We start from the raw sequence: 12137 nt of genomic DNA, 5'->3' as shown, positions 1-12137 counted from the left end.
CGAACGAACCGCGCGGTAACGCCAGTTCACCCACAGGAGACATGCGTGGGCGGCTAATGGTTGCACCGGGGTCGGCGATGCGGCGGTGACGCCAGGGGGTGGGGTGTGTCCACCGCGCTGTCCGCATTGCGGGACGGCCCTCTTGACGTGGCTGCGAGCCGGAACGACACTCCAGAGGAGAATCCTAGTGAATGGGTAGGGAAACGCATGGGGCGCCTTGAGCCGGTCACCGTCCGAGTGATCCGTTCGCCTCTCCTCACCTGCCGCCGTCACATCGATCTGCAGCGTGTCTGCAGTGCGATCAGCCCCCAGGGCTGAGTTGCCCGACGTCGCTTCCGCCGCGCGTACGTCCGCGCCCTCTCCCGGGGAGATCCATGTCCGTCACGCCTCTGGCCGCCCACACCTTCGCCCAGCCCGCGCCCGCCTTCCGCGGCCGGATCGGCAGCGACGCCCGCAGCGGCCACTACGCCGTACCGGGCCGCTACCGCCTCCATCTGTCGACCGCGTGTCCCGACGGCCTGCGCATCGCCGTCACCCACAGCCTGCTCGGCCTGGACACCGTCTGTCCGGCGACCTTCCTGCCCGCCGTCCCCGACACCCCCGAAGGCAGCCACCGCGCCCTGCGCCCGCTGTACGAGGCGAGCGCCCACCACTACACCGGCCCGGCCGTCGCACCCGTGCTCAGCGACGACTGGTCCGGACGGATCGTCAGCACGCACGCCCCGGACATCATGCGCGACCTCGCCCGCCGCTTCGGCAGCGACCGACCCTCGCCTTACCCGTGCGGCGCGGAGTCGGAGATCGAGGCTGTCGAGCGGATGTGCGCGCAGGGCATCGAGGACGCCGCGCAGCGCGCCGGATCGGCCGGCGGTGAGGAGTCGGAGCGCGCGGCGGCGCTCGGGACGCTGCTCGAAACCCTCGGTGCACTGGAGCGGTGGCTGGTGGGGCGGACGTACATGATCCGTGACGAAGTCACCGCCGCGGACGTCGAGTTGTGGGTCGCGCTGGTCCAACTCGACACCGTGCACCGCAATCACCTGGACGCCTGTGCCGTCCAACAGATCGCCGACCATCCCACCCTGTGGGCCTACGCCCGCCGTCTGGCCGCCCACCCGGCCTTCGGCACCCACCTCGACCTGGACGGCATCGCCCGGCGCCACCACGCCCGCTGCCAGGGCCTGGAGGCGGCCGGAGCCGCCGTCCAGATCCTGGACTGGACGGCCCACGCCGCCCGCTAGCCGTTCCACTCGGTGGACCGGCGTTGACATTCCCTCCGGCAACTGTCTTAACTTTGCCCACCTTTCGGTAAGTGCGAGGCCCACAAGGGCCGGAACAGTGATGGTGACGCCATGTACGCAGCTCCCAGGACGGCCGCCCGCCGCCCTCAGGGCTGCGTACAGCCGTACGCGAACCTGCTGAACCTGTTCGCCGCCAACCGGGCCGTCGATCTGCTCCGCGTGAGCAGCGCACTGTGTACCGCACCGGGCTGTGCCCGCTGCCGGGGCTGACACCTCCCCGCAGCCCCCGCACTCCCTGACGAACACCGCCCGTGCGGTGTGCCGTTGTCCTCCCCACCCCCGGTGCCCCTGCACACCCGTGCGCTGAGCAATCCGCTCCCGCGCACGGCTGCCGCGGCCTGCGGGGGTGTCCGACTCCGCCGGAGCCCACCATGAGTGAACCCCCTGGCGCGGCCGTCGCCCTCGCCGAGGCGCCGCCCGCCGACGAACCGTCAAAACCCCTGGCCGCCCAGCGAGTTCTGCCGCTGCGCAGGCCGGGACGCTGGATCGCCACCGCCGTCGTCCTGGTCCTCGCCGCCCAGTTCGTGCACGGCCTGACGACCAACCCGTTCTACCAGTGGGACCGCTTCGGGTACTGGTTCCTGCGGCCCAACATCCTCGACGGACTGCTCATCACCCTCGAAGTCGCCGCCTACAGCGCGGTGTTGGGCCTGGCCGGCGGCATCGTCCTCGCCCTGGCCCGGCTCTCCAAGAGCCCGGTGCTGCGCGCCGTCAGCTGGACCTACATCTGGGCGCTGCGCTCCATCCCGCTCATCGTGGTCCTGCTCTTCCTCTACAACTTCAGCGCCCTGTACAAGACGTTGAGCGTCGGCGTCCCCTTCGGACCGGCCTTCGTCTCCTTCGACGAGTCCAGGCTCGCCACCGACATGGTCGTCGCCGTCATCGGCCTCAGCCTCAACGAGGCGGCGTACGCGGCCGAGGTCGTCCGCGGCGGCATCCTCTCCGTCGACCAGGGCCAGCACGAGGCAGCGGCGGCCCTCGGCCTGCCGAAGAGCTACCAGTTCACGAGGATCGTCTTCCCGCAGGCGCTGCGCTCGATCACCCCGAACTACGTCAACCAGCTCATCGGTCTGATCAAGAGCACCTCGCTGGTCTTCTACGTGTCGCTGCTGGACCTGTTCGGCACCGCGCAGTCCATGGGCGCCACCTACCCCGGCGACATCGTGCCGCTGCTGTTGGTCGCAACCGTCTGGTACCTGATCCTGACCAGCATCGTCTCCGTCATCCAGTTCTACGTCGAGCGGTACTTCGCCAGGGGCGCCACCCGCAGCCTGCCGCCGACGCCGTTGCAGAAGCTCCGCGCCGGTCTCAGCGATCTGCGAGCCCGCATCCGCAGGGAGGCCGCCGTATGAGCGCCCAGACCCTCAAGCCCCTGGCCGACGTCGAGGCCGCCACCGTCGAGGTGCACGACGTGCACAAGTGGTACGGCGCCCACCGTGTGCTCAACGGCGTCGACCTGACGGTGCGCCCGGGCGAGGTGACCGTGATCCTCGGCCCGTCCGGCTCCGGCAAGTCCACCCTGCTGCGGGTCATCAACCACCTGGAGAAGCCGGAGATCGGCCACGTCAGCATCAACGGCGAGCTGATCGGCGTGAAGCGGCACGGCGACCGGCTGAAGGAGCTGAGCGAGCGGGCCATCCTCACCCAGCGCGGCCGCATCGGCTTCGTCTTCCAGAACTTCAACCTGTTCCCGCACCTGACGGTCCTGGACAATGTCGCCGCCGCCCCCGTCGCCACCGGCAGGCTCAGCAAGCCCGAAGCGCAGGAACTGGCCCGTGAGTTGCTCGGCCGGGTCGGTCTCGCCGACAAGACCGGCGCCTACCCGCGCCGGCTCTCCGGCGGCCAGCAGCAGCGCGTCGCCATCGCCCGCGCCCTCGCCCTGCGCCCCGGCGTCATCCTCTTCGACGAGCCCACCTCCGCCCTCGACCCGGAACTCGTCGGCGAAGTCCTCGCCGTCATCAAGGACCTGGCGACCAGCGGCACCACTCTCGTCATCGTCACCCACGAGATCGGCTTCGCCCGCGAGATCGCCGACCGGGTCGTCTTCATCGACGGCGGAAAGATCATCGAACAGGGCCCGCCCTCCGAGGTCCTCGACAAGCCCCGGCACGAGCGGACCAGGGACTTCCTCAGCAAGGTCCTCTGACCGCACCGCTTCTCCCTCATCACCTTCTCCCTCTCAGCGACAAGGAACGGCCATGTCTGTCCACTTCACCCGACGCAGCCTGATACGCGGCATCACCGCGGCGACCGCGGTCGCCTCCCTCGCCACCGGGCTCGCCGCCTGCGGTGGGGACAGCGACGCCGCCACCACGACCGGCGCCGCCTCCGGCAGCGTGACCGTCGGTCAGCTCTCCAACGGCGCCGCCGAGCAGACCGGCCTCAAGGTCTCCGAGGTGAAGTCGATCAGCGCGGAACTGCCCAAGTCCGTGAAGAGCAGCGGCAAGCTGGAGATCGGCATCGGCGCGCTGCCTGCCGGTTTCGCGCCGCTGGCCTACGTCGGCAGCGACCAGAGGACCCTCACCGGCGCCGAGCCCGACTTCGGCCGCCTGGTCGCCGCGGTCCTCGGCCTCAAGCCCGAGCTGAAGAACTTCACCTGGGAGAACCTCTTCGTCGGCATCGACAGCGGCAAGGTGAACGTGGCCTTCTCGAACGTCACCGACACCGAGGAGCGCAAGAAGAAGTACGAGTTCGCCTCCTACCGCAAGGACAACCTCGGCTTCGAGGTGCTCAAGTCCAGTAAGTGGAACTTCGACGGCAACTACGAGAACCTCGCCGGCAAGACCGTCTCCGTCGGCGCCGGCACCAACCAGGAGAAGCTCCTCCTGGAGTGGAAGAAGAAGCTGGAGAGCGAGGGCAAGAAGCTCACCGTCAAGTACTACCCGGACCGCAACGGCACGTACCTGGCCCTGAACAGCGGCAAGATCGACTCCTTCTTCGGCCCCAACCCCGGCATCGCGTACCACATCACCCAGTCCGCGAGCACGCCCAACCCGACCCGCAACGCGGGCACCTACTCCGGCGCCGGTGCCTCGCTGCAGGGCCTGATCGCCGCCACCGCCAAGAAGGACAGCGGCCTCGCCAAGCCGCTCGCCGACGCCATCAACTACCTGATCAAGAATGGCCAGTACGCCAAGTGGCTGAAGGCCTGGAACCTCTCCAACGAGGCCGTCGCCAAGTCCGAGGTCAACCCGCCCGGCCTGCCGCTCGACAACTCCTGACTATCCGTCATCGACCTGTATCCGGAGGGGACTTCGTCACCGTGTTCCAACAGATCGACGTCCGCGGCGGCGGATCCCTCGGCACCCATCCGCTCGACAACCCCGTCTGGGCGGCACTGGACGGCCCGCATGCGGTCTTCGCCGAGCGCCGCGAGATGGGGGCACCGCCGGCCGAAGGCCGGGGGAGGGTCGGCCGGGCGGCGCGCTACCCGGCGGACGTGTACGCGTTCGCCGCGCTCGCCGACCCGGCGGACCCGGCCGCCTGGGCCGACCTGCACGCCCTGCTCGGCCCGGCAACCACTGTCCGGCTCAAGGGAGTCGACGACGTCCCGGAAGGGTGGGTCGTCGTCGGCAGCGGCCAGGGCGTCCAGCTGATCGACACCCGGCTGCGAGCCGAGCCCGCCCCGGAGGCCGTACGCCTGGGCCCCGAGGACGTACCGGAGATCCTGGATCTCGTCGCCCGCACCCGACCGGGACCCTTCCTGCCCCGCACCGTCCGCCTCGGCACCTATCTCGGCATCCGGCACCGCGGCCGGCTGATCGCCATGGCGGGTGAACGGCTTCACCTGCCCGGCTGGAGGGAGATCAGCGCCGTCTGCACCGACCCGCAACACCGCGGCCGTGGTCTGGGGACCCGGCTGGTGCGTGCCGTCGCGGCGGGCATCAGGGAGCGTGGGGAGACCCCGTTCCTGCACGCCGCCGCGCACAACGCGCGGGCGATCCGCTTGTACGAGTCGATCGGTTTCACCCTGCGCCGCCGGACGACCATCCTCCAGGTGCGTACACCAGGAACAGATGCCGTGGCGGGGGCGTTGTGATCCAGGACGAGGCACGCGCCGAGAAAGCGGGAGGCAGGGACGTGTGTACCCCCTACCAGCGCCTGCACATCGACCTCCAGCGTGTCGCCGGCGCTCTCTGTCGCCCCTGACCCCGTTTCCCCGCCGCCGTGCCCTGAGTGCGTGATGCCCGGGCCGGCGATCTCGTACGGACATCCAGGAAGGCACCCACGTGTCCTCAACTCCCGTTTCCCCTCTGCACCTTGCCGTCGCCCTTGAGGGCACCGGCTGGCACCCCGCCTCCTGGCGCGAGCAAGTGGCCCGCCCCCGGGAGCTGTTCACCGCCGGATACTGGGCCGATCAGGTCGCCGAGGCCGAGCGCGGACTGCTCGACTTCGTCACCCTCGAAGACGGCCTAGGCCTGCAGTCCTCGGACTACGGCGAGCCGGACGGCCGCACCGACGAGGTACGCGGCCGCCTCGACGCCGTACTGATCGCGTCCCGCATCGCGCCCCTCAGCCGGCACATCGGCCTGGTGCCGACCGTGATCGCCACCCATACGGAGCCGTTCCACATCTCCAAGGCGATCGCCACCCTCGACTACGTCAGCACCGGCCGCGCCGGCCTACGGGTGCAGATCACCGCCCGCCCGCACGAGGCCGACCACTTCGGCCGCCGCACCTTCCCGCCGGTCAACCTGGAGGAACTCCGGAGCCCGGCCGGACAGGAACGGCTCACCGACCTGTTCGACGAGGCCGCCGACTACATCGAGGTCGTGCGCCGGCTCTGGGACAGCTGGGAGGACGACGCCGAGATCCGCGACGTCGCCACCGGCCGCTTCGTCGACCGCAACAAACTGCACTACATCGACTTCGAGGGCAGGCACTTCAGCATCAAGGGCCCCTCCATCACTCCGCGCCCGCCGCAGGGCCAGCCCCTCGTCACCTCCCTCGCCCACCAGACCGTCCCCTACCGCCTGGTGGCGCGCCAGACGGACGTCGGCTACGTCACCCCGCACGACACCGACCAGGCGCGTGCCATCGTCGCCGAGATCCGCGCGGAGCAGGAGGCAGCCGGACGCGGTGACGAACTCCTCCATGTCTTCGGTGACTTGGTGGTCCTTCTCGACGACGACCAGGCCGCCGCCGAGGACCGCCGCGCCCGCCTCGACGCCCTCGCGGCAGAGCCGTACACCAGCGACGCACGCATCTTCGCCGGTACGCCTGCCCAACTCGCCGATCTGCTCCAGGAGTTCGGGGAGGCGGGACTGACCGGATTCCGGCTGCGGCCCGCCGTGGCCGGACACGACCTGCCCGCCATCACCCGGGGCCTGGTCCCCGAACTCCAGCGCCGGGGCGCCTTCCGCACCGCCTACGAGGCCGACACCCTGCGCGGCCTGCTGGGCCTGCCCCGCCCCGCCAACCGCTACGCCGCAGCCGCCACCGCCTGAGCCGGAAGGACCGCACCGACATGACCAAGCCGCTGAAGCAGATCCATCTGGCCGCGCACTTCCCGGGCGTCAACAACACCACCGTGTGGAGCGACCCGAAGGCCGGCAGCCACATCGAGTTCAGCTCCTTCGTCCACTTCGCGCAGACCGCCGAACGCGCCAAGTTCGACTTCCTCTTCCTCGCCGAGGGGCTCAGGCTCCGCGAACAGGGCGGAAAGATCTACGACCTGGACGTCGTCGGCCGCCCCGACACCTTCACCATCCTGGCCGCGCTCGCCGCAGTCACCGAACACCTTGGCCTGACCGGCACCATCAACTCCACCTTCAACGAGCCCTACGAGGTGGCCCGCCAGTTCGCCAGCCTCGACCACCTCTCCGGCGGCCGTTCCGCCTGGAACGTCGTCACCTCCTGGGATGCCTTCACCGGCGAGAACTTCCGCCGGGGCGGCTTCCTCCCGCAGGACGAGCGCTACTCCCGTGCCAGGGAGTTCCTGGCCACCGCGCACGAACTCTTCGACTCCTGGCACGGCGACGAGATCGTGGCCGACCAGGCGTCCGGGACCTTCCTGCGGGACGCGAAAGCCGGCTCCTTCGTCCACTCCGGCCAACACTTCGACATCCACGGTCAGTTCAACGTCCCGCGGTCCCCGCAGGGCCGCCCGGTCATCTTCCAGGCCGGAGACTCCGACGAGGGCCGCGAGTTCGCCGCGTCCTCCGCCGACGCGATCTTCAGCCGGTACGCCACCCTGGAGGCGGGCCAGAGCTTCTACAAGGACGTCAAGAACCGCCTCGCCAAGTACGGCCGCCGCTCGGACCAGTTGCTCATCCTGCCCGCCGCGAGCTTCATCCTCGCCGACACCGACGCGGAGGCCGAGGAACTGGCCAAGGAGGTGCGCCGCCAGCAGGTCAGCGGGGCCACCGCCATCAAGCACCTGGAGTTCGTCTGGAACCGGGACCTGTCCTCCTACGACCCGGAGGGTCCACTGCCCGACATCGACCCGGACGTCAGCGACAACCACATCTCCAAGGGCCGGGCCCAGGTGCGCATGTACCGCGACCCGCTGGCCACCGCCCGCGAGTGGCGCGAACTGGCCGCCGCCAACAACTGGTCCATCCGCGACCTCGTCATCGAGACCGGCAACCGCCAGAACTTCATCGGCTCCCCGGCCACCGTCGCCAAGACCATCAACGACTACGTCCAGGCCGACGCCAGTGACGGCTTCATCCTCGTCCCGCACATCACACCCAGCGGCCTCGACGTCTTCGCCGACCAGGTCGTCCCGCTGCTCCAGGAACAGGGCGTGTTCCGCACGGAGTACGAGGGCCCGACCCTCCGCCACCACCTGGGCCTCGCCCACCCGGACGAGGTGGCCGCCGACCGGCGGGCGGCGTCGTGAAGCTGGGCTGCGACGGCTTCGGCGTGGGGGAGCGGCACGAGCAGCCGTTGCGAGTTGATCACCGGCAAGGGTAACGGCGCTGCCCAGCGCGACCTGTTCCACGCCACGCCCGAGGACCAGTGGAACCGCAACGCCGAGAGCGACGAGGACTTCCGGCAGCTCTGGCGGCAGCACAAGGGTCACCCCGGCGACCCGCTTCCGCCCCGAGCTGGAGGAGACGGAGGTGTGGCCGCGCCCCTAACAGCAGCCGCTCCGGGGTCTGGCACGGCGCGCGCCGAATCGCAGGTCCCTTCTTCCAGCCCTCCGACGACCTCGACAAGCCGTACGTCAGCGTCTCCGCGGACGTCGTGGTCGCCGAGGACGACGAGACGGCCCGCGAACCAGCCACCGGCTACGGTCCGTGGGTGCGCAGCATCCGCATCGCCGACGGCGCGATCGAGTTCCCGACGCCGCAGGAGGCACGCGCCCACACCTGGACCGACGAGGACCGCGTCCTCGTCCAGGACCGCCTCGACACCCGGTTCGTCGGCTCCCCGGGCCGGGTGGCCGACGCGGACCGGGTGTCGTACGAGCTGCCGGCGCAGGAGCGGAAGCGGCGGTGACCCTCAGCAGCCGGAACCGGTCGGGGCGAACACCATACGGGTGTGCCGGTCCGCCGCCTGTGCCCGGTCGTAGATCTCGCGGGTGACCTGGTACCAGACGTCGTCCTCGGCTTTGACGCCGTTCACGTCGTCGACGCTCACGCACCACCGCTCCGGCCGGACGACCCGCCGGTACATCTCCGTACCCTGACGGACCTTCCTGCAGCTCCGGTAGTGCTCGGTGGTGTACCAGACGCGGGTCGTCTTCCGGGTGCCGGAGCCCGAACGCGAGGTGTGCCGGACCTGCTTGGTGGCGGATGTGCACTTTCTGACCAGGTGCGCCCGCGTGTCCGTGACCGTCTTCCGGGAGAGGTGCCGGACGGCGTCCCGGAGCCCGGAGACGGTTTCCGGGCTGGGCCGGGTGTACCCGGCGACGCCGTCCTGCGTGCCGTCGTCGGTCCCGCCGCTCGCACATGCGCCGAGCCCGGCCATCAGAACGGCCGCCACCCCGGCCGCCAGCAGCCGACGCGTCATGAACATGTCTCCCCCTGAGGTCGGCGGCCAGCGTAGCCGATCCCTGGCCGAAAATGATCGGCCCGGAGATCTCGGTAAGGGTTCGGCATGAGATCGGTATGACGGGCGCCGATCGCCCGGCACAGCGCGGTCCGGCCGGTCGGGGGCGGCGTAAAGTGCCTGGCCGGGTCCGGTCGGGTGGCCCGGCATGCCGTGGAGGGAGCGCGCGATGGCCAGTCCGCCGGAACTCACCATGGGGCGGCTGCTGTCCTCATGGCAACCGGACCTGCCCGCGCTGCTGCTCGTCCTGCTGCTGGGTGCCCTGTACGGATGGGGCGTGCTGCGGCTGCGGCGCCGGGGCGAACGCTGGCCCGCATCCCGCATCGCCGCATTCGCGGTGCTCGGCCTCGGCACGCTGGTCGTGGCCACCATGTCGGCCCTCGCCGTCTACGACCGTGTGCTGTTCTGGCCGGCCGCGGTGCAGAACATCCTGCTCGACCTCGTCGCACCGCTCGGCCTGGCGCTGGGCGACCCCCTGGGACTGGCCGTCCGCGCCCTTCCCGAACGGGCCGCCGGGCGCGTCCAACGGGCGATGACCGCACGCCTGGTACGCCTGCTCACCTTCCCGCTGGTCAGCACGGCCCTGGTGCTGGCGACCGAACTGACCGTGTACTTCACCCCGTACTTCGAGACGGCCCTGCGCCACGGCTGGCTGCACCAGCTGATGTATCTGCACCTGCTGCTGGCCGGCTGCCTGTTCGTGGTGCCGGTGCTCACCCGCGAGGAGGCACTGCCCGCCTGGTGCACCCACCCCGTGCGGGCGGCGCTGGTGTTCCTCGACGGCATCGTCGACGCCGTCCCCGGCATCGTCGTCATGACCCACGGCACGCTGATCGCCGGCGCCTGGTATCTGCACCACGCCCCGCCCTGGTCACCGGACGTGCACCACGACCAGCAGCTCGGCGGCGGCGCGATGGTCGGCATCGCCGAGCTGGTGGCCCTGCCCTTCCTCCTCGCCATCCTCGTCCAGTGGGCCCGCACGGAACGCGCGACGACCGCCGCGCTGGACAGCCGCCTGGCAACCGAACTGATCCCGGCCACGCCTGCGCAGGGGCAGACCGAGTCCCCCGACCTCGTACGCCCGTGGTGGGAGACCGAGAACAGCGAGATCGCCCGGCGCATCCGGCAGCAGTGACCGGTGCGCCGGCCCACGCCGCCGATTCCACGGCCGTCTCGGCGAATTGAGACGCCGGGTGATGATCGGCGAGTTGCGGTGGTGGGACGTGCAGTCCGAGGGGGAGCGGATCAGGTCATTTCTTGGCGGCGAGTGACGCGCGGGTCGGCCTGCCCAGCGCCCAGAAGAGCACGCCCAGGAGCATGAACCCGAGGAGCGGGACGGCCTCCGTCAGCAGGTACTTCCAGCGCTCGGCGTGACTCCAGCCGTCCGGCGCGTAGGCGGATCCGAACCAGTGGTCGCCGAGCCCGGGGGCGACCAGCTGCACGCTGGCGAACAGGATGAGCGCGGTGAGGACGACGCTGATGGTGCGGGGGAGGGGCGCCTTGTACGGGCGGGGAACGTCCGGGGCCTTGCGGCGCAGTACCGCGAGCGCGGGGAAGATGCCCAGGTAGCTGACGAGGGTGGTGGAGACGGCGAGACCCAGGACCGCTCCGAAGAGCTTGGCCGCGCTGCCGTGGGTCAGTTCGTGGGCCAGGACCAGGACGACGGTGGAGACCAGGCCGCTGAGGATGTTGACCCGCACCGGGGTGCCGAAGCGGCTGGAGATGACGCCGAGGAAGCGGGGCGCGGCACCGTCGTAGCCGGAGACGGCGAGCGCGCGGTCGGAGCCCATGATCCAGGTGACTCCGGAGGACAGCACGGTGAGGATGAACATGATCGCGGCGAGATGCCCGAGCAGGCTGCCGGCACCGCTGAGCGTGGCCGTGCCGTCGGCGGCGACGTGGCCGCCGTAGACGGTGAAGACCTGGCGGATCGCGTCGATGAACCCGCCGAGACCGGTGACGGCCTTGACCGGAAGGACCAGCAGAATGCCGAGGATCGGCAGTGCGTACAGCGCAACGGAGAGGGCAGCGCTGGCTGCGGAAGATGGCGAAGGGCACGTCCTTCTGGGCGTCGGTCATCTCGTCGCCGGCGGTGTTGGGCAGTTCGAAGCCGACGTAGTTGAACATCAGGACCGGCACCAGAGCGACGAAGCCCGCGTACGTCGGCGAGAAGTCGCCGGCTCCGAAGCCGTGCAGGCCGTGCTTGATCCCGTAGATCACGACGGTGACGGTGAACAGGCCGAGGAGGACGAAACGGCTCCAGGCGCCGATGGTGGGAATCCACTTGCCGACGTCGAAGGAGAGGATCGCGGCGAGTACGCCGACCCAGACGAACACCAGGGTGAAGACGTAGAAGGCCGGTGTGCTCAGGTCCTTGCCGTCGTTGAAGAAGGTGGTGAAGGCCGTGACGGCGGAGACCGAGAGCGTGCCGCCCAGCCACACCGGGTTGGTGATCCAGTAAAGGAAGTTGTTGACGGCGCCCGCGAGGCGGCCGAAGGCCCGGCTGGTCCAGATGTAGGGACCGCCCTCTTCGGGGAACGCGGCCCCGAGCTCCGCGGTCAGCAGCGCGGAGGGCACGAAGAACACGACGGCCAGCACGATGAGCCAGGTGAACGCCTCGGCACCGGACGAGGCCACCGTGCCGATGGTGTCCACGCCGACGATGGTGCACAGGAGGAAGAAGAGGATGTCGAAGCGGCCGAAGTGCTTGCGCAGCTTCTGCCGCTCCGTCTGGGCCGTTGCCGGCTCGGACGCTATCTGGCCAACGGTCACTGGGGCTCCTGCGTGCGCGCGGGGTAAGCGGGTGCGATCCGGCCATGATCTGCGCCGCTGCACAACCGC

Annotated in this window: 12 protein-coding genes and 3 pseudogenes; 12 read left to right on the top strand and 3 right to left on the bottom strand. The window is 70.1% G+C overall.

From position 1 onward, the window contains the following. Positions 1-374: 374 nt before the first annotated feature. From IH68_RS0116560 to IH68_RS0116515, 11 genes and pseudogenes are all read left to right on the top strand, one after another. A complete protein-coding gene (locus tag IH68_RS0116560; protein WP_030935506.1) occupies positions 375-1238 on the top strand; it encodes a glutathione S-transferase C-terminal domain-containing protein in 864 nt (287 codons plus the stop codon). Positions 1239-1349: 111 nt separating this feature from the next. Continuing rightward, positions 1350-1508: a hypothetical protein gene (locus tag IH68_RS56375; protein WP_159403681.1), complete on the top strand. Its 159-nt coding sequence runs from the start codon at positions 1350-1352 to the stop codon at positions 1506-1508. A 161-nt stretch (positions 1509-1669) separates the two neighbouring features. Next, positions 1670-2650, top strand: a complete 981-nt coding sequence (locus IH68_RS0116550; RefSeq protein ID WP_030935504.1) for an amino acid ABC transporter permease — start codon at positions 1670-1672, stop codon at positions 2648-2650. Continuing rightward, positions 2647-3444: an amino acid ABC transporter ATP-binding protein gene (locus tag IH68_RS0116545; protein WP_030935501.1), complete on the top strand. Its 798-nt coding sequence runs from the start codon at positions 2647-2649 to the stop codon at positions 3442-3444. The genes IH68_RS0116550 and IH68_RS0116545 overlap by 4 nt, the downstream gene beginning before the upstream one ends. 52 nt (positions 3445-3496) lie before the next feature. Further along, entirely contained in the window at positions 3497-4519 is a 1023-nt protein-coding gene (locus IH68_RS0116540; protein WP_030935498.1) for a transporter substrate-binding domain-containing protein, read from the top strand. Positions 4520-4560: 41 nt separating this feature from the next. Further along, positions 4561-5337, top strand: a complete 777-nt coding sequence (locus tag IH68_RS0116535) for a GNAT family N-acetyltransferase (protein ID WP_030935496.1) — start codon at positions 4561-4563, stop codon at positions 5335-5337. Next, complete coding sequence (locus tag IH68_RS59780) at positions 5334-5447, top strand: putative leader peptide (RefSeq protein ID WP_420718989.1); 114 nt, start codon at positions 5334-5336, stop codon at positions 5445-5447. The genes IH68_RS0116535 and IH68_RS59780 overlap by 4 nt, the downstream gene beginning before the upstream one ends. 80 nt (positions 5448-5527) lie before the next feature. Beyond that, on the top strand, positions 5528-6745 hold the full coding sequence (locus IH68_RS0116525; RefSeq protein ID WP_030935493.1) for an LLM class flavin-dependent oxidoreductase: 1218 nt from the start codon (positions 5528-5530) through the stop codon (positions 6743-6745). Between the two features lie 20 nt (positions 6746-6765). Then, positions 6766-8142, top strand: a complete 1377-nt coding sequence (locus IH68_RS0116520) for an NtaA/DmoA family FMN-dependent monooxygenase (protein ID WP_030935490.1) — start codon at positions 6766-6768, stop codon at positions 8140-8142. A 45-nt stretch (positions 8143-8187) separates the two neighbouring features. After that, a pseudogene (locus IH68_RS58020) lies at positions 8188-8380 on the top strand (LLM class flavin-dependent oxidoreductase); the annotation flags it as partial. A gap of 55 nt (positions 8381-8435) precedes the next feature. Next, positions 8436-8744 (top strand): annotated as a pseudogene (locus IH68_RS0116515) (LLM class flavin-dependent oxidoreductase); the annotation flags it as partial. 3 nt (positions 8745-8747) lie between these two features. Here the strand turns inward: IH68_RS0116515 and IH68_RS0116510 are convergent. Next, the gene (locus IH68_RS0116510) at positions 8748-9257 is read right to left on the bottom strand and encodes a hypothetical protein (RefSeq protein WP_107057496.1); all 510 of its coding nucleotides are present in this window, start codon (positions 9255-9257) and stop codon (positions 8748-8750) included. Between the two features lie 208 nt (positions 9258-9465). Between IH68_RS0116510 and IH68_RS0116505 the strand changes: the two genes are divergently transcribed. Then, a complete protein-coding gene (locus IH68_RS0116505) occupies positions 9466-10431 on the top strand; it encodes a cytochrome c oxidase assembly protein (RefSeq protein WP_030935481.1) in 966 nt (321 codons plus the stop codon). Positions 10432-10546: 115 nt separating this feature from the next. Here IH68_RS0116505 and IH68_RS59140 read toward each other — a convergent pair whose 3' ends face one another. Both IH68_RS59140 and IH68_RS59135 read right to left on the bottom strand, forming a co-directional pair. Then, positions 10547-11278: an amino acid permease gene (locus tag IH68_RS59140; protein ID WP_267883735.1), complete on the bottom strand. Its 732-nt coding sequence runs from the start codon at positions 11276-11278 to the stop codon at positions 10547-10549. 118 nt (positions 11279-11396) lie between these two features. Next, positions 11397-11951 (bottom strand): annotated as a pseudogene (locus tag IH68_RS59135) (amino acid permease); the annotation flags it as partial. Positions 11952-12137: the final 186 nt, after the last annotated feature.

The sequence above is a fragment of the Streptomyces sp. NRRL S-646 genome (assembly GCF_000720765.1).
In the GTDB taxonomy this organism is placed as follows: domain Bacteria; phylum Actinomycetota; class Actinomycetes; order Streptomycetales; family Streptomycetaceae; genus Streptomyces.
This window is presented reverse-complemented; position numbering and strand designations above follow the sequence as displayed.